This is a genomic window from Kumtagia sp. (assembly GCF_059502445.1).
This window is the reverse complement of record NZ_JCACER010000027.1, coordinates 1-21,239: the sequence shown is the minus strand read 5'-3', so window position 1 is coordinate 21,239 and position 21,239 is coordinate 1. Positions and strand designations below refer to the sequence as shown.

Genomic DNA, 21,239 nt, shown 5'->3' with positions numbered 1-21,239 from the left:
TAGATAACATAGTTCCGGTTGGCAGCGTGGAGCGACCCCCTTGGAGCACGTCCTCACCCAGATGAATCAGGCGGCGCAGGCGCCGATGGACTACGCCGCCCAATGGAAGGCGCGGACCGGCAGGCAGGTGATCGGCCTGCTGCCGATGCATTTTCCGGGCGAGCTTGCCCATGCCGCGGGCTGCCTGCCGGTGATCCTGCAGGACGACGAGGAGCCGATCACGATCGGGCAATCCAATGTCTTCAACTTCTATTGCGGCTTCAACCGCTCGATTGTCGACCAGACGATGCGCGGGCGCTTCGACGGGCTGGACGCCATCATGTTCGGCGATCATTGCGTGCAGCTCCTCGGCACCGCCGACACCATCCGGGCGGAGCGCCCGGACCTGCCGATCCTGTTCAACCAGCTCTGCACCACGCTCGATGCCGGCTGGGCGCTGCGCGAGACCACCGGCACCTTCACCCAGCTGTGGAAGGAACTGGAGGCATTGACCGGCGCCGAGATCGCGCCGCAGGCGGTCACCGCCTCGATCGCCTTGTTCAACCGCAACCGCGCGCAGATGCGCCGGCTCTATGACATGCGGCGCAAGGGGCTGGTGGCGATCTCCGGACGCGACATGCAGGCCGTGGTGAAGTCGTCCATGGCGATGGACAAAAAGGAGCACGTCGCGCTGATGGACGAGCTGCTGGCGGCCATTCCGCGCAGGGGCCCGGCGGCGGGAGGCGTGCCGGTCTACCTGTCGGGGCACCTGTGCCACGCGCCGAAGCCGGCGCTGATCGACATGATCGAGGAGAGCGGCGCGCGCGTGGTCAACGACGATCTCTTCGTCGGCTGGCGCTTCATCCACGCCGACATGGACGAGTCCATGCCGCCTGTGGACGCCATGGCCCATTGGTATGTCGAGAAGAACCGCAGGCTGCCCTGCCCGACGCGCACGACCAAGGGCGTCGACTGGGAGGACTATCTGCTCGCCGAGGTCGAGCGCTCCGGAGCCCAGGGCCTGGTGGTGCTGATGGTCAAGTTCTGCGAGCCGCACATGTATTTCTATCCCGAGATCAAGGAAGCCTTCGAGGAACGCGGCATTCCGCACCTGCTCATCGAGACCGAGCACGAGGAAATGCCGGTCGAAGCGCTGAAGACCCGCGTCGAGACTTTTGTGGAAATCGCCAAGCGCCGCGCCACCAGCAAGGCGGCCTGAGAGGAGGACTGTCATGGAAAACGTCGTCGCAATGCCCGCTTCCAAGCCCGCTTTCGGCAATGGCGAAAGGGCGAACAAGCTGAAGAGCACGCGCTTCGGCAGCAAGCTGGTGAACGACTACTGGAGCGGCGTCTTCGCCGCCAAGGAACAGGGCAAGAAGGTCGTCTGGTACAACGGCACCTACATCCCGCCCTTCTTCCACGCGCACGACCTGGTATGGGTGCATGGCGAGGCGTGGTCGGCGATGCTGGCCGCCCGGCACCGCGAGATCGGCGCGCAGGCGCGCGGCGAGCAGCGCGGCTACGACCGGGAGCTCTGCTCCTACGCCCGCACCCATATCGGCCAGATGCTGATCGAGATGGACAAGGCGAAGTCGGGCGAGGGCGGGGCCAGCCTCGACGATCCGCGCATCGAGGCGATGATGAAGCTGCCGCCGCCCGACATGATCGTCAACGCCTATCCCTATTGCTCCTCCGGCCAGCAATGGGACGACATCACCTATCGCGTCTTCGGCAAGAAGGTGCCGATGTTCACCATCCAGATCCCGCTCTTGTGGGGCGGCCGCCAGGACGCCGGCTATCTGCGCGGCGAGGAATGGCAGCAGCGCTCGCGCTACGTCGCCGACCAGCTCGTCGAGCTGACGAAGTTCCTTGAGGCCAATACCGGGCGCAAGTTCAACTTCGACCGCCTCTCCGAGACGATGAGCTATATCAAGAAGGCGGCGGAGCTCAGGCTGGAAGGCATGGCGCTGTGCACCGCGCGGCCGTCGCCGGCGAGCTTCTTCGACTGGATCGTCTCGATCGCGCCGATGAGTTTTCTGCCCGGCGACCAGAACATCGTCGACTATTTCCAGGGCGTGAAGGACGAGATCGAGCAGCGCGTCGCCAGCGGCGAAGGCGCGGTGAAGGACGAGAAATACCGGCTCTTCTTCGATGGCATGATGAACTGGAACAAGGTCGGCTGGCTGGCCGACAAGTTCGCGCAGGTCAACGCCTGCGTGGTGGCGGGGCGCTACACGCACATGTCGTTCTGGCAGGAGCCGCAGCTGATCGACCTCGACGACCCGGTGCTGGGCATGGCGCAGAACTATCTCGTCTGCCCCAACAACCACGGCGCGCCGATCATGATCGGCGAGATCGAGAAGCTGTGCGACCGGTTCGAGCTGGACGGCGTCGTCTGCCACGCCTCGCGCACCTGCCGCGGCATGACCAACGCGCAGTTCCTGATCGCCGATTCGGCCAAGAAATACGGCCGGCAGGCGATGTTCTTCGAAGGCGACGTCGCCGACGAGAGTTTCTACAAGGACGAGCTGCTCAATGTGCGCCTCGAGGCGATGGTCGAGGCCATGGACGCGAGGCGGCGGGCCGCCTGACGGCGGCAATCTGATATAATAAGCTTGCGTACTATACAAAATATTACTAGGATCGGGCGCAAGAAGCGAGGAGGAGCCGCCTGATGTCGAGTTCGCCGAAGCGCATACCCGTCCAGTATTCGGAGGCGCGCGTGCTGATCGCCGGCGGTACGGCCGGCGTCGGCCTGGCGACGGCGATGAAATTCGCCTCGCTCGGCGTGCCGCACGTCACCATCAACGGCCGCAATGCCGAGCGAGGCGAGAAGGCGCGGGCGGCGATCCTGGAGCGGCATCCGGGCTGCCGGGTGCATTTCGTCGCCGCCGACAGCTGCGTCACCGAGCAGGCCGTCGCCCTTGGGCGCAGGGCCGAGGAGGCGATGGGCGGGGTGGACGTGCTGGTCAACACCACCGTCAGCGCCTATCCCTATCCGACGCTCTTCCACAAGATCGACGTCAACGACATCCAGGGCATGGTGCTGACCCAGGTGATGTCGCATTTCCTTTTGCCGCGCATCGTCATGGATGGCATGCGCGAGCGCGAGCGCGGCGTGATCGTCAATGTCGCTTCCGACGCCGGCAAGCTGGCGACGCCGGGCGAATCGATCATCGGCGGCATGATGGCCGCCATCATCATGTTCACCCGCACGCTCGCCATCGAGGCCAAGCGCTCGGGTATCCGCGTCAACTGCGTCGCGCCCTCGATCATCGAGGGAACGCTGACCCACGACACCGTGATGGCCGGCGAGTTTTCCGGAAAACTGTTCGCCAAGGCCAAGGACATGGCGCAGCTCGGCGTGGTCGACGCCGACGACATGGCCGAGCTCATCACCTTCCTTGCCGGCCCCGCGGCGGCCAAGCTCACCGGCCAGGCGATCAGCCTGAACGGCGGCATCTCGGCGGCGTGAGGGGCAGGACCATGGGCTACAACTCCGTCTTCGCACCCGATCTGTTCAAGGATCAGACCATCATCGTCACCGGCGGCGGCTCCGGGCTCGGCCGCTGCATGGCGCATGAGCTGGCGCATCTCGGCGCCAATGTCGTGATCGTCGGCCGCAATCCGGAAAAGCTCGACAAGGTGGTTGCGGAGATCACCGAGGACGGCGGCAAGGTGACCGCCATGACCTGTGACATCCGCGAGGAGGCCCAGGTCATCGCGGTCATCGACCGGACGCTGGAAAAATTCGGCGCCATCCACGGTCTGGTCAACAATGCCGGCGGCCAGTATCGCACCGAGATGAAGACCATCTCGACCAAGGGCTTCGAGGCGGTGGTGCGCAACAACCTGACGGGCGGCTTCATCTTCATGCGCGAAGCCTATCTGCGCTGGATGGAGGAGAACGGCGGTGCCATCGTCAACATCATCGCCGACATCTGGAACGGCTGGCCCGAATTCGCCCATTCCGGCGCGGCGCGCGGCGGCATGCTGACGCTGACCGAGACGGCGGCCTGCGAATGGGCGCATTCCGGTGTGCGGGTGAATTCGGTCGCGCCGGGCGGCATCGCGTCGAGCGGCTTCGATACCTATCCGCCGGAGATCACGCAGCGGCTGCTGGACTATGCCGGCAAGGTGCCGCTGCCGCGCTACGGCACCGAGTCCGAGATCTCGGCGGCCGTGGTCTTCCTGCTGTCGCCGGCCGCCGCCTACATCACCGGCACCTGCCTGCGCGTCGACGGCGGCGCCCCGAACGGGCGGCAGACGTGGACGCAGGATTATGAGGCCAGGAACATTCCGGAATTCAACGGTTTCCACCGGGCCGCCCAGCCGGAGGTCCTGAAACGGCGGTAGCAACCGCTGGGCGGTAGCGCCGTCCGACAATGCGCCACGGCCAGGGCAGGAGGAAGCCCAAGCCATCTGAAGGAGGAGCAGATGAACGCGCAGCCGAAATTCACCGAAAGCTATTTCCCGAAATACGAGACCGGGCCGCTGATCGAAAGCACGCTCGGCGACCTGATGCTCAAGAACGCCGCCGAGGTGCCCGACAGGCTCGCCCTGATCGAGGGCGCCGCCGATCCGGCAATGCGGCGGCGCTGGACCTACAGACAGCTCGTCGACGAGGCGCTCGCCTGCGCCCGCGGCCTGCTCAGGCACTTCGAGCCCGGGGAGCGGGTCGGCCTCCTGGCGCCGGAGACGCCGGAATGGGTGATCTTCCAGCACGCCATGAGCTTCGCCGGTCTGGTCGTCGTGCCGATCAATCCGGCCTACACGACGCGCGAGGTCGCCTTCATCCTGGGCAACGCCAGGGCGGCCGGCGTCGTCCATGCCGATGAATCGCGCGGCAAGGACCTCGCCGCGATCGTCAGGGAAGTGCAGGGCCAGCTCGGCCATCTCAGGCGGGCGATCAACGTCGCCGACCTCGGCAGGCTGCAGGCAGAGGGCGATCCCGCCCGCGCGCTGCCGGTCCTGACGCCGGGCGACGTGCTGCAGATCCAGTACACGTCGGGCACCACCGGCTTCCCCAAGGGCGCCTGCCTGCACCACCGCGGCGTCATCAACGCTGCCCATTTCATCGTCGAGCGCGCCGCCTTTCCGAAGGGCGGCGTCTGGCTCAACTCGATGCCGATGTTCCATATCGGCGGGTCGGTCGTCTCGGAGATCGGCGTGTTCTCGCGCCAGGGTACCTTCGCGCTGATGCGGACTTTCGATCCGGGGCTGTTCCTGGAGCTGATCGAAGCCGAGCGGGTGAACTGCTCGCTGATCGTGCCGACGATGATCTTGGCGCTGCTCAACCATCCCGACGCCAAAACCCGCGACCTGAGCTCCTTCAACTCGATCCTGTCCGGCGCCTCTGCCGTACCGGAGGCCCTGGTAAAGCGCGCCAAGCAGGAATTCCGCGTCGAGTTCGCCATCATGTACGGCCAGACGGAATCCAACGGCCCCTTCCTGGAAACCTTCACCACCGACAGCGACGAGCTGCAGGCGCAGACCATCGGCCGGCCGATCCCGCATGTCGAGGTCAAGGTCGTCGACGTCGGCACGCTCGAGACGGTACCGGTGAACACGGTCGGCGAATACTGGGTGCGCGGCTTCAACACGATGAAGCAGTATTACGAGCAGCCGGAAGCGACGAGGGCGGCGCTGACCGAGGACGGCTGGCTGCGCACCGGCGACCTCGGCACCATGGACGAGAACGGCTATTTCCGCATCACCGGCCGGCTGAAGGAGATGATCATCCGCGGCGGCATGAACCTCTACCCGTCGGAGATCGAGGGTGTGCTGTTCCAGCACGAGGACGTGGCGCAGGTGGCCGTGATCGGCCTGCCGGACGACACCTGGGGGGAGACCGTGGCCGCCGTCGTGCTGCCGAAGAATCTTGACAATCCCCCGCCGCCGGAGCTGCTGTGGGCCTATTGCCGCAAGAACCTGTCGCCGCAGAAGACGCCGGAACACTGGATCTTCGTGCGCGAGTACCCGATGACGGCGACCGGCAAGATCCAGAAGAACATTTTGCTCGACTGGTGCCGGGAGGGCCGGCTGACGCCGGTCGCCTGGGCGCGCCCCGAACGCGATTCCAAGGTTGCCTGATGGCGCCTCTCCGGCCTGGGTTCCTCGCCCCCACGCAGTGGGGGAGAGGTGGCGAGCCCGAAGGGCGAGACGGAGAGGGGGGCTTGCAGCAGACGGAAAGTCTGGAGCCTGTCTCAGCCCGGCCGCTTGCGCACCAGTTCGGCGACCTCGCCGGAGACGATCAGCCGGCCGTCGTGATTGAGGAGCTCGATCCGGTCGACGACGATGCCGGCATCCGGCCGGCTGCGGCTGTCGCGTTTCTCGATCGTGGTCCAGCGCGCCTGGACGGTGTCGCCGACCTTCACCGGCGCATGGAACTTGATGTTGTTCCAGCCGAGCATGGCGATCCCGGTGCTGCCCTGATGGCCGGCGCGCACGACCAGCCCGTGCATCAGCGACAGGTTCAGCATGCCATGCGCGATGCGGCCGCCGAATTCCGTGGTCCGCGCGTAGGCGTCGCTGGTGTGCAGTTCGGCGAGATCGCCGGTGATGCCGCCGAACAGGTTGATATCGGCCTCGGTCACCGTGCGCGACGGCGTGACGTGGGTGACGCCGATTTCCTGGTCCTCGAACCAGTCGTCGGCGTCGGGCGCGTATGGAGCAATTCCCATCGTCAAGCCGCCGCCACCTTGCCGAGATAGCTCTGGTGCAGCGCGGGGTTGTCGCGGAGATCGTTGCCCGGCCCCTCGGCGCGCACCTTGCCGACCGCCATGACGTAGCCGTAGTCGGCGAGCGCTAGCGCCTCGTCGGCGTGCTGCTCGACCAAAAGGATGGTCAGCCCGTCCTTGCGCAGCTTGGTGAGGATGTCGAAGATCTGGTCGACGATCATCGGCGCCAGGCCGAGCGACGGCTCGTCGAGCATCAGCAGCCTGGGCTCGGCCATCAGGGCGCGCGAGACCGCCACCATCTGCTGCTCGCCGCCGGACATCGTCCCGGCGCGCTGGCCGATGCGCTGCTTCATGATCGGGAAGAGATCGAGCACGTAGTCCAGCCGCTCCCGGTATTTTTGCGCGGAGTCGGGCCTTCCCGCCAGGCGATGGAAGCCGAGGCGCAAGTTTTCCTCCACCGTCAGCGGCGCGAACAGCTGCCGGCCCTCCGGCACCTGCACGATGCCGAGCTCGACCACTTCGGCCGGCTTGCTGCCGGTGATGTCCCTGCCGTCGAAGCGGATCGTGCCGGAATAGGTGGAGACGAGGCGCGAGATGGTGTTGACGATGGTCGACTTGCCGGCGCCGTTGGCGCCGACCACGGACACAATGGTGCCGGCCGGGATGTCGATCGAAACGCCGTCGAGCGCGATCGACTTGTTGTAGCCGGCAACGATGCTCTCAAGCCGCAGCATGGGCTGCCCTCCGGCCGAAATAGGCGGCGATCACCTCCGGGTTGCGGCTCACCTCGGCCGGCGTGCCGTCGGCGATCTTGGCGCCGCGGTCCATGACCACGATGCTGTCGCAGGCGTTCATGATGAAGTCGATGTCGTGCTCGACCAGCAGCATGGTCACTCCGCGCTTCTTCAGCAAAGCGAGCATCTCGCCGAGGTTGCGCGTCTCGGCATCGTTGAGGCCGGCGGCCGGCTCGTCCAGCATCAGCAGCGACGGTTCGGCGGCGAGCGCGCGGGCGATGTCGACCAGGCGCAGCTGGCCGAGCGTCAGTTCCTCGATGGCATGGGCCGCCCGGTCGGCGAGGCCGACGAAGGCGAGCAACTCCATGGCGCGCTCGCGGCTCCGCTGCTCCTGCCGGCGCAGCGCGCCGTAGCGCAGCAGCGACGGCCACAGCCCGTCGGGGAATTTCGGATGCAGCCCGAGCTGCACGTTCTCCAGCACCGACAGGCCACGGAACAGCCGCACGATCTGGAAGGTGCGCGCCATGCCCATCGGGCTGCGTGTGTGGGCCGGCCGATAAGTGACGTCTTCGCCCCTGAAGCGGATCTCGCCCGACGTCGGCGGCCGCACGCCGGTGATCAAGTCGAAGGTCGTGGACTTGCCGGCGCCGTTCGGCCCGATCAGGCCCCTGACCTCGCCCGGCGTGATCTCGAACGAGACGTCGTTGACGGCGACCAGGCCGCCGAAGCGGCGGACGACACGGTCGAGCCTGAGCAGCGGTCCGGTGGCGGTCATGACGGCTCCCTCTCGAGCTCCCGCGTCCGGCTGACGATCCGCGGCGAGGAGTTGCGCCGGGCAAACCAGTCGCGGCGCTCCAGCACGCCCGCCAGGCCGTGCGGCAGGAACAGCAGGAACAAGAGGATGAAGAGGCCGTAGACCACCGTCTCCATCTCGCCGAACTGGGTCAGCAGCTGCGGCAGGACGACCACGATGACCGCGCCGACGATCGGGCCGAACCGCGTCCCGAGCCCGCCGACCACGGCGATGGTCAGCATCGACACCAGCACGTGGAACTCCGACAGGCTGGGGTCGACGCGCAGCGAGGTGAAGCCGAAGCACACGCCGGCCACCGCCGCCATCACGCCCGACAGCACGAGGACGCGCAGCTTGTAGCGGGTGACGCGCACGCCGAGCGCCTGCGCCGCCGTCTCGTCGTCGCGGATGGCCTGCATGGCCCGACCGAGATGCGAGCGGATCAAGAGGTCGTGCAGCAGCAGTACCGCGGCCGCCAGCGCCAGCACGATGTAGTAGATGCCGGTGCGGCCGATCGGCTCGCCGCCCCATTGCAGCGGCGGCACGGCGATGCCGCTCTGCCCGCCGGTGAACTCGATCCAGCGGTTTGCGACGCCGTTCTGGATGAGCATGAAGGCCAGCGTCGCCATGGCGAGATAGTGGGTGCGCAGCCGCAGCAGCGGCAGGCCGATCAGCAGCGACAGCACCGCGACCAGCGCCAGCGAGCCGAGGAAGGCGAAGCCGGGCGACCAGCCGAGCTTGATCTGCAGCATGCCGAAGGCGTAGGCGCCGATGGCGTAGAAGGCCGGCTGGCCGAGCGAAATCTGGCCGGAATAGCCGTAGAGCAGGTTGAAGCCCATGCACAGGATCGCATAGATCCAGACCAGCATCGCCAGCCTGATGTGGAAGCCGCTGGTCAGCACCAGCGGCAGCGCCAGGCCGAGCGCCAGGATGCACAGCACCGGGACGATGGTGGGCGCGCGCGGCGCCTCGGGGCGGGGTCTGGCGAGCATGTCAGCGCCGCTCCGCTTCATAGTCGCCGAGCAGCCCGTAGGGCCGGACGATCAGCACCAGCAGGATGAGCACGAAGATCGCCGGCTCGGCATAGAGCGAGGTGCCGAACCCGGCCATCAGCGCCTCCATCATGCCGATCGCCAGTCCGCCGGCGGCCGCCGCGAAGGGCGAGCCCAGGCCGCCCAGGATCGCCGCCATGAAGCCCTTGACGGTGAGCAGCAGCCCCATGCCGACATGGCCGCCGAGCAGCGGGCCGACCATCATGCCGGCAACGCCCGAGATGAAGGCGGAGAAGATGAAGGAGAACTGCACGATCCGCTCCGAGCGGATGCCCATCAGCAGCGCCACCCGCGGATTGACGCCGGTGGCCCGCACCGACAGACCGAAGCGGGTGCGGTAGAGGATGTACCAGGTGGCCAGCAGGAACACGACGAAGATGACGATCAGCGAGATCTGCTGCGGGTTGGTGATCAGGAAGCCGATGCGGATCGGCTCCAGCGACAGGACCGGCGGCACGTAGCGCTGGTCCGGCCCCCAGATCAGGAAGGCCAGCCCGTAGACGATGATGGCGCCCGCCAGCGTGCCGATCATGATAGTGAGCGGCGCCGCCTTGCGGCGGATCAGCGGGCGGTAGACGCCGTAGTCGAGGGCGAGCGCGGCGATGACGACGACCGCCAGCATGGCCAGCATCGCGACCGGCCAGGGCAGGGCCAGCGTCACCATGAACAGCACCGCGCTCATGGCGCCGAGCATCACGAACTCGCCCTGGGCGAAGTTGATGACGCGGGAGGAGCCGTAGATGATCGACAGCGACAGCCCGATCAGCCCGTAGACGCTGCCGTTGGTGAGGCCGGCAAGCAGCAGGTAGCTCAGCTTCATCAGCATGGTCGATGTCCGCTTCTCTTGCGTATCGCCGATGCGGCGCGTCCGGGGGCGCGGGCGCCGCGGCTAGCGTGGGATCGGCGTCAGTTCTTGAGGGCCGTGGCCGTGTCGACGGACTCCAGCGCTGCGCCGTTCTCGCCGACCTTCACGAACACGAAGAAGCCGTCGTCGGTCGGCCCGTGATGGCTCTGCGAGAACCGGTAGCCGCCCTTGGCCGTGCCCTGCAGGCCGGTGAAGTCGCCATGCTTCTGGGTGGCGTCCCGGATGGCGTCGCGCGCCGCCTGCAGGTCGCCGGCCTGGATCGCCTGCTGGACGGTTTCGTCCTTGAGCACCGCGATTGCCAGCGTTCCCGCGTCAAAACCCTGCACCGGCGAGGCGGAAATCGCCAGCGGACCGTATTTTTCGGTGTATTTCTTGAAGAAATCGGCCACTTCCGGCCGGGTTATGTCGACCGATGACGGGACCAGCACGCCGTTTCCGACCTCGGCCGCGAGCTCGCGGAAGGCTTTCATCATGCCGACGCGCGGCATGATGACCGGCTGCTCCAGGCCCATCTGCCGCAGCGTGCGCACCACGCGGGCGCCGTCCGCCGGATAGGGGTAGACGAGGATCGCCTCGGGGCTCGTCTGCATGACGTTGATGACCTGCGGCGAGACGTCGGTCGCGGCCACGTCGTAGGTCTGCTGCGTGACGATCGCGATGTTCTTCTTGGCGAGCGCCTCGGCGGCGGACGCCGCGCCGGTGATGCCGAACGGCACCGAATTGTTGATGATGGCCACGCCCTTGACGCCGCTCTGCTCCAGCGCGTTGGCCACCGCGATCGAATCCTGCGTCACCTTGGGGCCGAAGCGGAACTGGTAGACGGCGTTGTCGGTGAGCTCGGGAGAGGCGGCGGCCAGCACGTAGAGCGGGATCTTGTTCTGGTTGGCCACCGTGACGAGCGAGTTGGCGACCGCCGACGGGCTGGCGCCGATGACCAGCAGGCCCTTGTCGTCCTCGGCGCAGCGTGTGCCGAAATTGGCGGCGAGCTGAGGGTCGGTCTTGGTGTCGTAGGTGACGAGTTTTATCTTCTGGCCGTTGATGCCGCCCGCTTCGTTCAGCGGCTCGAGGACCATGTTGAGGCCGTTGAGGCTCTCGATGCCGGTGTCGGCGGCGGAGCCGGAACGGTCGTCGATGTGGCAGATGACGAGGTCGAGCGGCGCGGCGGTCGCTGCGCCGGTGGCCAGCGCGGCCGCGGCGACGAGGGCCGAGCCGAACAGGAATTCCTTGGTTCGCTTCATTGGTTTCCTCCCAAAAACGCTCCCCTCGCAGCACGCGGCGCGGACTGCGGTACGGCATCGGCGGGTCCTCCACCCGGTCCGATGTCGATTATGATATGCTATCTTACGATGTGCATTCGCACAAGTTTTTTCGGTAGGAATCGGCAATCAGGTGATTCCACCTCAGCATTCCGAGGAGGTCCAGGGAAGGACAACGAATCTGATGGAAGATATGGATTCGGACAATCACCGATGGCTGGATCGGCAGAGTGGTGGTGACTTCTACTTACAATTGCGAATGCGGAACGGCATTGCCGGAATCCTGAGCGCCCACCGGCCGAGGTCGCGCGAGGCGGACCAGAGGAAGAGGCCGGTGAGCGCGGCCCCCGGCCCGTGCATCCGTGTCAGGATCGTCGGATGTCGGGAACGCCGGGAGCGAAGAAAGTCAGGCGTGGCTCTCGGTCGAAGCGTGCGCCTTCGCTTTGCCGGCCACGGGCTGCTTCTCGCGCGGGTCGACGGCGAACTCCGGAACGCCGCGGCAGCCGGGAATGCAGGCCTTGTCGGCCGCCATCTGCTCCTCATGCGCCATGTCTTCCTGATCTGAGATCAGCAGGTGCCGGTTCTCGGCCCTGTAGTCGTCGAGGCCGATGAGGGCGGCGCCTAGCGCCCCGGCGATCTGCGGCGACTGCGGCAGGACGAGCGGCATCTGCAGCTCCTCGTGGATATAGTGCACCGCCGCCGGGTTCCTGGCGACGCCGCCTGTCATCACCACCGGTCCCTTCTTGCCGACGCGGCCGACCAGCCCGAGCGTGCGGGTGGCGATCGCCTTGTGCACGGCGCCGAGCACGTCGGGCTTCGAGTGGCCCTCGGCCAGCAGCGAGATCACCTCGGTCTCGGCGAAGGTGGCGCACATCGACGAGATCTTCAGCTTCTGCGCCGCCTGCAGCGCGATGGCGCCCATCTGCTCGAGCTCGATCTCCATGGCGCGGGCCAGCACCTCGAGGAATTTGCCGGTGCCGGCGGCGCAACGGTCGTTCATGGCGAACTGCGCCACCAGCCCGTTGGAATCGACCGAGATGACCTTGCTGTCCTGGCCGCCGATGTCGATGACGAGGCGGGCGTCGGGCACCATCGCCACGGCGCCGCGGGCATGGCAGGTGATCTCGGTGTAGTTCCTGTCGGCCTCGTCGAGCATGCGGCGCCCGTAGCCGGTCGAGACGGTGCGGCCGATGTCGGACTGCGCCAGCCCGGCAAGGTCGAGCGCCTCCTTCATCGAGTGCTTCACCCCGTTGCCCGAGACCGCGCCCATATGGGCGACCGAGTGGGCGACGATATTGCCCGCGAGGTCGAGGATGACCGTCTTGGCGGTGGTGGAGCCGAAGTCGACGCCCATCACATGCTGCTTCATCTGTCCGCTCCTTCGTGCTTTCGATGCCGCCTCAGGCGGCGACCATCCGGCGCGCCTCGATCGCCTCCAGCATCGCCTCGACGCGGCTGTTGAGCAGCTCGTCCTTGTAGAAGCTCTCGTCGGTCACATCGCCTTCGAACATCGAGGTCGGGATGCCCAGGCGCTTGTGCGCGGCCTCGGCGATCATGAACTGCGGGTTGGTGAAGGCGCGGCAGGTGCGCGAGGCGTGGATCACCATGCCGTCGACCTTGAACTTTCGGCAGAGCCCCATGATCAGCTCGATGAGGATCGGCGCGGCGTGGTTGTTGGGACAGATCAGGTAGTTCTGCGCCATGCCGCGGACGGGGTCGTTCGGGTCGATGAGGCCGGGCTCCTGCCAGAACGCCATGTGGGTGTAGCGGCCGGCCACCACGGCGGCATCCCAGCGCGCGAACTTGTTGGCGAGCCAGCCGACCTTGTTCCAGTTCATGATGCCGTCGAAGAACAGCCGGTATTTCTCGTCGGGAACCGTGCCCTCGCCGTCGCGCACCCGCTGCTTCACCTCCTCCAGCACGGTCTCGAAATACTGCTTGACGCCCGGCACCGGCAGGTTGTTGATCGGTGCGATCGACACGACCCAGTCGAAGAAGCTCGCGGGCGCCGGCTGGGCGGTGCACAACTCCATCGCCTCCAGCCGCAGCTCCGAGGCGCGCCTGATGTCGGCCATCAGCGCGTGGAGCCGGTCCCACGGATAGGGTTTTCCGGTGCGCTCCTCGATGAACTTGACCATGTCGCGGAGCTGGCGCGCCACGTAGTCGGACGTCTCCTCCCACTCCTCGCCGCGCAGATAGCCCGCGTCGGGCTTGGCGCCCCAGATCCATGGAATCGACACGTTGAAGATGGGAACCTTCTTGCCGAACACCCGGCTGGTCATCTCGTCCCACTGCTGGCCGGTCGAGCAATAGGCATAGGCCGAGATGATCATGTCCGGCGCCGGCAGCTTCCAGGTCAGGTCGTCCTCGTCGGGCGCCGCGCCGGCATTGTCGCCGCGCAGCCGCTGGTTCGACACGGCGCAGCCGAGATGCGTGCGGGCGTAGGAGCAGAGCTCGCGCAGGTAGCCGCGCTCCTCGGCGACGCGCTGCGCCGTGCCTTCCTGGTGGCGGGCCGCCAGCATGGCGGAATAGGCCTCGCCATGCACCCAGCAGATGTCGGCGGCCTCGAGGAACGGATTGATCGCCGATCCCTCGTACCAGCAGACCAGCTTGCCCTCGTCCTTGGCGCGCCAGACCATTTCCCAGTAGTCGTTGACCAGCTTGCCGGCGATGCGGGTCGAGTCGAGCTTGTTGGCCTTCTTCTCTTCAAAGGGTCTGAAAGCGATGTTCATCTCTGGCGTCTCCTGTGCTCAGGCGGCTTGGCGGTGCTTCACGACTTCGACGAAGGTCTCGACCCGGGTCTTCAGGCTCTCCAGCGCCATGCTCTCGTGCTCGGTCTCAATGAGCAGGTGCGGCACGCCGGCCTTCTCGAAGGCCTCCTTGACCTCGGGGTAGTAGTACATGTGCGGCTCGCAGAACTTGGCCATCAGCACGATCATGCCCTGAGCGCGCTCCTCGCGGATGGCGTTGAGCAGATAGGCGTCCCAGTCGACATTGTTCTGCACGCGCGTGGGGCAGGGGACGCCGGTGTTGCGGTCGAGATACCAGCGGGCGAGCCCCTGGATCGGGTCGCCCTCTTCGGGGACGTCGGTCGAGATGTAGCGGAAGCCGTGATAGAGGTCGTCGCCGACGACGGTGACGCCGCATTCCTCGATCATCGTCAGCACTTCCGGCTTGGGCGCCTGGCAGAAATGGCCGGACAGATGCAGCCGCACGGTGCGCGCCACGGCGGCCGGTGCGTTCTCGACCTGCTCGATGAGCGCTTCCAGCAACTGCGTGTGCTCGGCCTTGTCCATCACCATCGACGACTTCACCACATGCTGCATCTCGACGGAGCCGAGCGGCGCGGCGCCAGTCTTGCGCATCTGGTAGAGGCGGCGGATCAGGCCGCGGTTGCGGTTGAACAGGCGGATGGAGGCGTGCAGGGCCGCGTCGGCCACCGGCGCGCCGGTGAAATCCTCGAGCTCCGCCTTGAGCTTGGAGAAGCTCTCCTCCGAACGGCCCTGCGTCCACGGATCGCACATGGACGAGATCAGCTGGAAGAAGATGACGCGGGTATCCGGAAGCTGCATGCGAATGGCGTCGGCGGCGCCGAGCAGCTGGACGCAGTGGTCGCCGAACATGATGGCGTCGAGCACGCCGAAATCGCCGCGCACCGCCTGGTCGACCATGGAGCGGGTGTAGCCGCAGTAGAATGGGAACAGCAGGCCGTGGCCGAGCGTGATCGGGTCTTCGCTCTCCTGCAGGATCATCGGCAGGGTGTCGGCGGCATGCGCCAGCTCGCCCGGGAAATTCATCGGGAAGGAACCGATGACTTTCCTGCCGGTCCGCTCTTTCCATGCCTTCGCATAGCCGAGCGGATCGTGCGCGGCAGCGGCGAAGCGCTGCATGATCGCCTGTCTATCCAAAGGCTGCCTCCCGGTGGCTGGATACCGTGCATCGATTTAGGTGAGTCTAACTCACTTAATGTGAAAGTCAATGGAGATCGTACGCTACCAATACGATCTTTACGGCGGCCGGAGCATCTGCAATAAACGTCTCATGGCGGCCGTGGTCCGCGCGATCCCGCGCACAGCCGCGCGTCGGCTGGTTAGTCCGGCTCAGAAATGGAGCACGATCATGGGGCCGCTGAACGGAATCCGCATCGTCGAGATGTCGAATATCGGACCGGGCCCGTTCTGCGGCATGCTGCTGGCCGACCTCGGCGCGGAGGTCGTCAGCGTGCAGCGGCTGGCGGCGGCCGACCTCGGCTTCGACATCGACCGGCGGTTCGACTTTCTCAACCGCTCCAAGCAGGCGGTGGCGATCGACCTCAAGTCAGCGGAGGGCGTGGCCGTGGTGAAGGAGATGATCGGCCGCGCCGACATGCTGATCGAAGGTTTTCGGCCGGGCGTGATGGAGCGCCTCGGCCTGGGCCCCGACATCTGCCTCGGGCTCAACCCGCAGCTGATCTACGGCCGCATGACCGGCTGGGGGCAGGACGGACCGCTCTCCCAGACCGCCGGCCACGACATCAACTACATCGCCATGGCCGGGGCGCTGGCGGCAATCGGGCCGAAGGGCGGCGATCCGTCGGTGCCGCTCAACCTCGTCGGCGACTTCGCCGGCGGCTCGCTCTATCTGGCCATGGGGCTGCTGGCGGCGCTGCTGGAGGCGCGGCGCTCGGGCGAGGGCCAGGTGGTCGACGCCGCCATGGTCGACGGCGTCGCCAGCCTGATGGCCATGCATATGGGCTATCGCCAGGCGAAGTTCTGGAGCCTCGATCGCGGCACCAACGCCGTGGATGGCGGCGCGCCGTGGTACACGACCTACCGTACGAAGGACGGCCGCTGGGTCGCGGTCGGCGCGGTCGAGAAGCGTTTCTACGGCGAGCTGGTTGACAAGCTTGGCCTCGATGCCGGGACACTGCCCGGCCAGCACGACGTGAAACGCTGGGACGAATTGCGCGCCGTCTTCGCCGAGCGGTTCGCGGCGAAAACCCGGGACGAATGGGAAGCGGTGTTCGCCGCCTCCGACGCCTGCGTGTCGCCTGTGCTCGACATGGACGAGGCGCCGCGCCACCCCGCCGCGCGGGTGCGCCAGACCTATCTCGACCGGGACGGCGCCGTCGAACCCGCGCCGGCGCCCCGCTTCAGCCGGACGCCCGCCGTGGCCGGGAGCCCGCCGGCCGATCCGCGCGACACCACCGCGGCGGCGCTGGCCGCGTGGGGCATCGGCCGGGAGCGGATCGAAAGCCTGGCGCAGGCCGGGCTGATCGCGTCCAGGGCGTGACGGTCAACTCTCGCCGGCCGACTGCTTCTTCAGCGAGGCGGTGACCTGCTCCAGCATGGCCACGGCATCGGACAGCGAGCCGGATGACGGGGCGCTCGCGCTGATGCCGCGCAGGATGACCTCGGTGATCTGCTCGGCCGATTCGTCTACGGAGAAATCGCCCTCGCCGCGCAGATAGGCCCAGGTCTGGTGTTCGATGGCGCCGAAGATCATGTCGCGCACCAGCTTGCGCGACAGGTCGGCGCGCAGCACGCCCTTGCCGCGGCCGTCCTCGATGACGGTCATCACCCGGCCCACCACCTCGCGGTTCTGCTGGTAGATGCGCATCGAGCGGTAGTTGGGGTCGGCCCTGAGCTCCATCAGCACGAAGCGCGTCAGCGCCGGCTCGCGCCGGATGCTCGACAGCGACCACCAGACCGCGCGATAGAGGCGGTCGCGGATGGAGCCGCTGGCCCTTGCCGGATAGTCCTCGGCGAGGAACTCGTCGAACCAGCTTTCGGCGATCTGGATCAGCAGGTCCCGCTTGGTCGGGAAATATTTGTAGATCGTCGCCTCCGACGTGCCGCAGCGCTCGGCGACCTCGGCCGTGAGGAACTGCTCGGAGCCGCGTTCGCGCAGGACGGCCCGGGCGGTGAGCAGGATGGCCGCGACCCGCTGGTCGCGCGGCAGGCGCCGCGCCGCGTTCCGTGCCGGGGACCTTGGTTGCATGAAAGTCTCCAGATGGCCCTGATAACGGCTTCCATGCACTAGCCCGCGCGGTCTGTCCATCGCCTCGCCGCCGGCTCGTTTGGCTCGGCACCCGCCCCATGGAGAGACAGGCAATTGCATGTGGGGTTACCCCCACCCCTAACCCCTCCCCACAAGGGGGAGGGGAACCCGCTGGCCTTCTCCGCCGGGCACCAATCGCGGGCGGTTTCGTGCGGCATTGCGGCCGCAAGTCCCCCTTCCCCCTTGTGGGCAGGGGTTAGGGGTGGGGGTACGAAGTGGCACGATCCCTCATTGCTCGTCATATGAGACGGTCAATCGCGACCCAGTCGGCATCACGCGTTTGGAAACAGCTCGCCCAGCGTGCTGCCGATCGGGGCGCGCTGCTTGGAGATGCGATAGATGCAGCTCGAGCGGAACACCGGGCGGGCGCCGACCGTCGCCAGCGTCTGCTGGAACAGCGTGGCGCGGGTGGCGCGCAGCAGCGTTGTGTGGCCCTCCAGCCAGTCGCCGAGGACGACCGGGGCGATATAGTCGAGCGTCATGTTGATGGTCGGCATCAGCATATGGCGCAGTTCCGGCTCCTGCTGCTGGCTGACATAAAGCTGCATGTCGGCGAAGGAGGCGAGGATGCCGCCATGGCAGGTCTGGTGCGGGTTGACGTGGCGCTTGCCGATGCGCATGCCGAGGCGCAGCCGGCCGTCGATCAGCCTGCCGTAGAGCGGACCGAGATATTCGTTGAAGCCCGTGCCCGTCGGCAGCGGCTCGTATCCCGCCGGGGGGTCGTCGGCGATCTCGCCGGCCAGCAACTCCATGACGGCTCTCGGGTCCATGTCGCTTCTCCGCTGCGTGTTCAGGTCATCAAGCAGCGCACGGCCGGGCTTGTCCAGAAAAATAATTAGATAGGTTACCATACGCATGCGGACTTATATTGACCTTTGGCGCCGCGGCGGGCAGATAGGTCGCGATCGCGTGCAGGAGGCTCCGCATGATCGGCTGGATGGACAACGCGCCCGAAATCCGGGATCCCGGCTACCGGCCGGACGATGATTTGCGCCACCGGCCGGGCGCCGACGGCAAGGCGCGCGACTCGCTGTTCTGGCAGGTGATCATGCCCGACCATGAGCTCGGCTTTCAGTGCTATCTCTATCTCACCGGCTCCGGCAGGGCGGGCTTCAACCTGATCCTGTGGGGCAGGGACCGCAAGCCGCATGTGCTCGACCGCGTCGAGGGCATCGTGCCGGACGCCATGGATTTCGACGATTTTTCGCTGGAGGGCCTGCGCGTCCGCCAGCCCGCCGACCGGAAGACGGCGCGGATCGCCTATGAAAGCGGCAAGGTGAGGCTGGACTACGCGTTCGAGGGTTTTCACGCTCCGTTCAGCTACCGCTCGAACCCGGACGGGCTGCCGTCCTGGTTCGCCGACAACCGGCTGGAGCAGTCCGGCTGGGTCAAGGGTTTCATCGAATGGGACGGAAGGCGCATCGAGCTCGACCGCATCGGCCACCGCGACCATTCCTGGGGCGCGCGCCGCTGGCAGGCGCCGCAGCACTGGAAATGGCTGGTGGCCTACACGCCCGACGCTTCCCGCATCGTCAACGCCTGGATCTGGATGGCCAGGGGCGAATGGGGCGTCGGCGGCTATGTTATCCGCGACGGCGAGCTGGTGCCGATCGCAAGGGTGGAGCAGAAGGCCACCTTCGACGACGACATGACCCAGCGCAGCATCGCGGTCGAGATCACCGATATCCGCGGGAACCCCTGCGCTATGCTGATGGAGCGCTTCGGCCTGGTCAAGCTGCCGACCGGCGGGCGTCACGCGACGATGATCATGGAGGCGGCCTGTCACGCCCGCATCGACGGCCGCGACGCCGCCGGGCAGTTCGAGTGCCAGTGGCCGCAATCCTATCTCGACGCCATGATCGAGCTGAACAAGATGACGCCATGAGCTGGGAGTGGGACGCGGCGACGCTTGCCGCCCTTGAAACCTTCCTTGAAGGAAAGGGGCTGCGCGACGGCGCGCCGGAACCGCGCCGCATCGGCGACGGCCATTCCAACCTGACCTACATGATCCGGGTAAGGGGCGGCCACGCGGTGCTGCGCCGTCCGCCGCCGCCGCCGCTGCCCAGGGGCGCCAACGACATGCGACGCGAGGCCCGCGTGCTGCAGGCGCTGGCCGGCCAGGACGTGCCGGCGCCGAGGGTGCTCGCTGTGGCCGAGGCCGGCGAGGTGCTCGACGTGCCGTTCTACGTCATGGAGCATGTGCCGGGGCACGTCATCACCGACACGCTGCCGGCCGGCTTCGAGGCGGCGCGGGACGGGCGCGCCTTGGCCTTCGCCCTGGTCGACGGCCTGGCGAAGCTGCATGCGGTCGACTGGCGCGCCTGCGGGCTCGGCGACTTCGGCCAGCCGGAGGATTTCAACGCACGGCACCTGAAGCGCCTGGAAACGCTGATGAACCTGCGCGACGCCGCGGCGCCGTCCTGGCTCGCCGGCATGGCGACCCATCTGAAGGCGCGGGTGCCGAAGGAGTCCGGGGCGGCGATCGTCCACAACGACTACCGTCTCGGCAACGTCATCTGGTCGGCGCAAGCGCCGCCACGGCTGCTCGCTGTCCTTGACTGGGAGCTGGCGACAATCGGCGACCCGCTGCTCGATCTCGGCTACATGGCCTGCTGCTACCCAGCGGAAGGCGAGGAGCCGACGCCGACGCAGGAACTGTCGGCCGCGCTGCTGGCGCCGGGCTTTCCCAGCCGCACGGAGATTTTCGCCCGCTACGCGGAGGTGACCGGACGGGATCTGTCCCATCTCGGCTGGTATGCGGCCATGGCGGCGTGGAAGCTCGCCGTGCTCTACGATTATCAGCACCGCCTCGGCCGCGACGCCTATTATCGCGACGCCACCCAGGCACCGCGCTTCATCGCCGCGGCCGAGCGGTTCGCCAGCGGGCTGTGATTTTGGCCAGCGAAGGGGGAGAGGAGGAGGGGTTGGAGGAAAAGCCGCTTCTGATCGACATTTCGGACGGGGTCGCGACCCTGACGCTGAACCGGCCGGCGGCGCTCAATGCGCTCGACCGGGCGCTGCGGCAGAGGCTGGTGGAGAGCCTGGCCGACATGGATGCGCGCCGGGACGTGCGCGCCATCGTTCTGACGGGGGCGGGCCGTGCCTTCTGCGCCGGGCTCGACGTGAAGGAGCTCGGCGCCTCCGGCAGCAATGTGGCTGACAATGTCGATGGCGGCGATCTCGGCGCGGCACTTGCCGCGACCGCGACGCCGGTGATCGCGGCGATCAACGGGCTGGCGGTCACCGGCGGCTTCGAGATCACGCTCGCCTGCGACATGGTGCTCGCCGCCGAATCGGCCTGGTTCCAGGACACCCATGCCAGCATCGGCCTGCTGCCCGGCTGGGGCCTGTCGCAGCGGCTGGCGCGCGTCGCCGGGCCGTATCGGGCCAAGGAGATATCGCTGAGCGGGCGCAAGGTGACCGCCGCCGAGGCCGCGCAGCTCGGTTTCGTCAACCGCGTCGTTGCGCACGACCGGCTGCTGCCGGAGGCGCTGGCGCTGGCGCGCGCGATCGCGCAATGGCCGGCCGGCCATGTTCGGCGGATCAAGTCGCTGATCGATCGCGGCTACGCCATGCCGCTTGCCGAGGCGCTGGCGTTCGAAGCCGGAGAGGCGCGGGCGCTGAACACCGAGGTCACGCTAGGGCGGGGAAGCGATAGGCGAGATCGAGTACCGCCCGATCGCGGCGACAGCTAAGGGAGAGACGTCCATGAAGGTTCTGGTCCCCGTGAAGCGGGTAGTGGACTACAATGTGAAGATCCGGGTCAAGTCGGACGGGTCGGGCGTTGAGCTGGCCAATGTGAAGATGTCGATGAACCCGTTCGACGAGATCGCGGTGGAGG

General features: G+C 67.0%; 20 protein-coding genes and 1 pseudogene. 10 read left to right on the top strand and 11 right to left on the bottom strand.

Annotated elements, in window-relative coordinates; translation table 11 throughout:
• Nucleotides 1–40 precede the first annotated feature (40 nt).
• From AC5JDC_RS11550 to AC5JDC_RS11530, 5 genes are all read left to right on the top strand, one after another.
• Nucleotides 41–1,198, top strand: a complete 1,158-nt coding sequence (locus AC5JDC_RS11550; protein WP_495841473.1) for a 2-hydroxyacyl-CoA dehydratase subunit D — start codon at nucleotides 41–43, stop codon at nucleotides 1,196–1,198.
• Nucleotides 1,199–1,211: 13 nt separating this feature from the next.
• Nucleotides 1,212–2,570 (top strand): 2-hydroxyacyl-CoA dehydratase subunit D, encoded by a 1,359-nt coding sequence (locus AC5JDC_RS11545; protein WP_495841472.1) that lies wholly within the window; start codon nucleotides 1,212–1,214, stop codon nucleotides 2,568–2,570.
• Nucleotides 2,571–2,653: 83 nt separating this feature from the next.
• Nucleotides 2,654–3,454 (top strand): SDR family NAD(P)-dependent oxidoreductase, encoded by an 801-nt coding sequence (locus AC5JDC_RS11540; protein WP_495841471.1) that lies wholly within the window; start codon nucleotides 2,654–2,656, stop codon nucleotides 3,452–3,454.
• Between the two features lie 11 nt (nucleotides 3,455–3,465).
• Nucleotides 3,466–4,335 carry an SDR family oxidoreductase gene (locus tag AC5JDC_RS11535; RefSeq protein WP_495841470.1) on the top strand — a complete coding sequence of 290 codons (870 nt, stop codon included), beginning with the start codon at nucleotides 3,466–3,468 and terminating at the stop codon, nucleotides 4,333–4,335.
• 81 nt (nucleotides 4,336–4,416) lie between these two features.
• Nucleotides 4,417–6,072, top strand: a complete 1,656-nt coding sequence (locus AC5JDC_RS11530) for a class I adenylate-forming enzyme family protein (RefSeq protein WP_495841469.1) — start codon at nucleotides 4,417–4,419, stop codon at nucleotides 6,070–6,072.
• Between the two features lie 113 nt (nucleotides 6,073–6,185).
• Here AC5JDC_RS11530 and AC5JDC_RS11525 read toward each other — a convergent pair whose 3' ends face one another.
• From AC5JDC_RS11525 to AC5JDC_RS11485, 9 genes are all read right to left on the bottom strand, one after another.
• Nucleotides 6,186–6,662, bottom strand: a complete 477-nt coding sequence (locus tag AC5JDC_RS11525) for a MaoC/PaaZ C-terminal domain-containing protein (RefSeq protein WP_495841468.1) — start codon at nucleotides 6,660–6,662, stop codon at nucleotides 6,186–6,188.
• A 2-nt stretch (nucleotides 6,663–6,664) separates the two neighbouring features.
• Complete coding sequence (locus AC5JDC_RS11520) at nucleotides 6,665–7,393, bottom strand: ABC transporter ATP-binding protein (protein WP_495841467.1); 729 nt, start codon at nucleotides 7,391–7,393, stop codon at nucleotides 6,665–6,667.
• Nucleotides 7,380–8,168 (bottom strand): ABC transporter ATP-binding protein, encoded by a 789-nt coding sequence (locus AC5JDC_RS11515; protein ID WP_495841466.1) that lies wholly within the window; start codon nucleotides 8,166–8,168, stop codon nucleotides 7,380–7,382. The genes AC5JDC_RS11520 and AC5JDC_RS11515 overlap by 14 nt, the downstream gene beginning before the upstream one ends.
• Complete coding sequence (locus AC5JDC_RS11510) at nucleotides 8,165–9,178, bottom strand: branched-chain amino acid ABC transporter permease (RefSeq protein ID WP_495841465.1); 1,014 nt, start codon at nucleotides 9,176–9,178, stop codon at nucleotides 8,165–8,167. The genes AC5JDC_RS11515 and AC5JDC_RS11510 overlap by 4 nt, the downstream gene beginning before the upstream one ends.
• A gap of 1 nt (nucleotide 9,179) precedes the next feature.
• Entirely contained in the window at nucleotides 9,180–10,064 is an 885-nt protein-coding gene (locus AC5JDC_RS11505; RefSeq protein WP_106773466.1) for a branched-chain amino acid ABC transporter permease, read from the bottom strand.
• Nucleotides 10,065–10,144: 80 nt separating this feature from the next.
• Nucleotides 10,145–11,341, bottom strand: coding sequence for an ABC transporter substrate-binding protein (locus AC5JDC_RS11500; protein WP_495841464.1), 1,197 nt, complete (start codon nucleotides 11,339–11,341; stop codon nucleotides 10,145–10,147).
• Between the two features lie 424 nt (nucleotides 11,342–11,765).
• The gene (locus AC5JDC_RS11495; protein WP_495841463.1) at nucleotides 11,766–12,728 is read right to left on the bottom strand and encodes an acyl-CoA dehydratase activase; all 963 of its coding nucleotides are present in this window, start codon (nucleotides 12,726–12,728) and stop codon (nucleotides 11,766–11,768) included.
• A 31-nt stretch (nucleotides 12,729–12,759) separates the two neighbouring features.
• The gene (locus tag AC5JDC_RS11490; protein WP_495841462.1) at nucleotides 12,760–14,091 is read right to left on the bottom strand and encodes a 2-hydroxyacyl-CoA dehydratase subunit D; all 1,332 of its coding nucleotides are present in this window, start codon (nucleotides 14,089–14,091) and stop codon (nucleotides 12,760–12,762) included.
• Nucleotides 14,092–14,109: 18 nt separating this feature from the next.
• On the bottom strand, nucleotides 14,110–15,267 hold the full coding sequence (locus AC5JDC_RS11485) for a 2-hydroxyacyl-CoA dehydratase subunit D (protein ID WP_495841461.1): 1,158 nt from the start codon (nucleotides 15,265–15,267) through the stop codon (nucleotides 14,110–14,112).
• A 211-nt stretch (nucleotides 15,268–15,478) separates the two neighbouring features.
• Between AC5JDC_RS11485 and AC5JDC_RS11480 the strand changes: the two genes are divergently transcribed.
• Nucleotides 15,479–16,630, top strand: a complete 1,152-nt coding sequence (locus AC5JDC_RS11480) for a CaiB/BaiF CoA transferase family protein (RefSeq protein ID WP_495841460.1) — start codon at nucleotides 15,479–15,481, stop codon at nucleotides 16,628–16,630.
• A 3-nt stretch (nucleotides 16,631–16,633) separates the two neighbouring features.
• On the opposite strand, the gene AC5JDC_RS11475 is transcribed toward AC5JDC_RS11480, so the two are convergent.
• Complete coding sequence (locus tag AC5JDC_RS11475; RefSeq protein WP_495841459.1) at nucleotides 16,634–17,338, bottom strand: TetR/AcrR family transcriptional regulator; 705 nt, start codon at nucleotides 17,336–17,338, stop codon at nucleotides 16,634–16,636.
• A gap of 332 nt (nucleotides 17,339–17,670) precedes the next feature.
• Nucleotides 17,671–18,168: a PaaI family thioesterase gene (locus tag AC5JDC_RS11470; RefSeq protein WP_495841458.1), complete on the bottom strand. Its 498-nt coding sequence runs from the start codon at nucleotides 18,166–18,168 to the stop codon at nucleotides 17,671–17,673.
• A gap of 155 nt (nucleotides 18,169–18,323) precedes the next feature.
• Between AC5JDC_RS11470 and AC5JDC_RS11465 the strand changes: the two genes are divergently transcribed.
• The 4 genes and pseudogenes from AC5JDC_RS11465 to AC5JDC_RS11450 form a co-directional block, all read left to right on the top strand.
• Nucleotides 18,324–19,283 carry a DUF7064 domain-containing protein gene (locus tag AC5JDC_RS11465; protein WP_495841457.1) on the top strand — a complete coding sequence of 320 codons (960 nt, stop codon included), beginning with the start codon at nucleotides 18,324–18,326 and terminating at the stop codon, nucleotides 19,281–19,283.
• Nucleotides 19,280–20,290: a phosphotransferase family protein gene (locus AC5JDC_RS11460; protein ID WP_495841456.1), complete on the top strand. Its 1,011-nt coding sequence runs from the start codon at nucleotides 19,280–19,282 to the stop codon at nucleotides 20,288–20,290. Before AC5JDC_RS11465 ends, AC5JDC_RS11460 begins: the two co-directional genes overlap by 4 nt.
• Before the next feature lie 32 nt (nucleotides 20,291–20,322).
• Complete coding sequence (locus AC5JDC_RS11455) at nucleotides 20,323–21,093, top strand: enoyl-CoA hydratase (RefSeq protein ID WP_495841455.1); 771 nt, start codon at nucleotides 20,323–20,325, stop codon at nucleotides 21,091–21,093.
• A 13-nt stretch (nucleotides 21,094–21,106) separates the two neighbouring features.
• Nucleotides 21,107–21,239 (top strand): annotated as a pseudogene (locus AC5JDC_RS11450) (electron transfer flavoprotein subunit beta/FixA family protein); the annotation flags it as partial.

Bases quoted from the DNA above. Each gene is read 5' to 3' on its own strand.
- AC5JDC_RS11540 (WP_495841471.1), top strand. From the start codon at position 2,654: ATGTCGAGTTCGCCGAAGCGCATACCCGTCCAGTATTCGGAGGCGCGC.
- AC5JDC_RS11500 (WP_495841464.1), bottom strand. From the start codon at position 11,341: ATGAAGCGAACCAAGGAATTCCTGTTCGGCTCGGCCCTCGTCGCCGCG.
- AC5JDC_RS11505 (WP_106773466.1), bottom strand. From the start codon at position 10,064: ATGCTGATGAAGCTGAGCTACCTGCTGCTTGCCGGCCTCACCAACGGC.
- AC5JDC_RS11495 (WP_495841463.1), bottom strand. From the start codon at position 12,728: ATGAAGCAGCATGTGATGGGCGTCGACTTCGGCTCCACCACCGCCAAG.
- AC5JDC_RS11525 (WP_495841468.1), bottom strand. From the start codon at position 6,662: ATGGGAATTGCTCCATACGCGCCCGACGCCGACGACTGGTTCGAGGAC.
- AC5JDC_RS11470 (WP_495841458.1), bottom strand. From the start codon at position 18,168: ATGGACCCGAGAGCCGTCATGGAGTTGCTGGCCGGCGAGATCGCCGAC.
- AC5JDC_RS11520 (WP_495841467.1), bottom strand. From the start codon at position 7,393: ATGCTGCGGCTTGAGAGCATCGTTGCCGGCTACAACAAGTCGATCGCG.
- AC5JDC_RS11475 (WP_495841459.1), bottom strand. From the start codon at position 17,338: ATGCAACCAAGGTCCCCGGCACGGAACGCGGCGCGGCGCCTGCCGCGC.
- AC5JDC_RS11465 (WP_495841457.1), top strand. From the start codon at position 18,324: ATGATCGGCTGGATGGACAACGCGCCCGAAATCCGGGATCCCGGCTAC.
- AC5JDC_RS11535 (WP_495841470.1), top strand. From the start codon at position 3,466: ATGGGCTACAACTCCGTCTTCGCACCCGATCTGTTCAAGGATCAGACC.
- AC5JDC_RS11490 (WP_495841462.1), bottom strand. From the start codon at position 14,091: ATGAACATCGCTTTCAGACCCTTTGAAGAGAAGAAGGCCAACAAGCTC.
- AC5JDC_RS11515 (WP_495841466.1), bottom strand. From the start codon at position 8,168: ATGACCGCCACCGGACCGCTGCTCAGGCTCGACCGTGTCGTCCGCCGC.
- AC5JDC_RS11480 (WP_495841460.1), top strand. From the start codon at position 15,479: ATGGGGCCGCTGAACGGAATCCGCATCGTCGAGATGTCGAATATCGGA.
- AC5JDC_RS11530 (WP_495841469.1), top strand. From the start codon at position 4,417: ATGAACGCGCAGCCGAAATTCACCGAAAGCTATTTCCCGAAATACGAG.
- AC5JDC_RS11545 (WP_495841472.1), top strand. From the start codon at position 1,212: ATGGAAAACGTCGTCGCAATGCCCGCTTCCAAGCCCGCTTTCGGCAAT.
- AC5JDC_RS11460 (WP_495841456.1), top strand. From the start codon at position 19,280: ATGAGCTGGGAGTGGGACGCGGCGACGCTTGCCGCCCTTGAAACCTTC.
- AC5JDC_RS11510 (WP_495841465.1), bottom strand. From the start codon at position 9,178: ATGCTCGCCAGACCCCGCCCCGAGGCGCCGCGCGCGCCCACCATCGTC.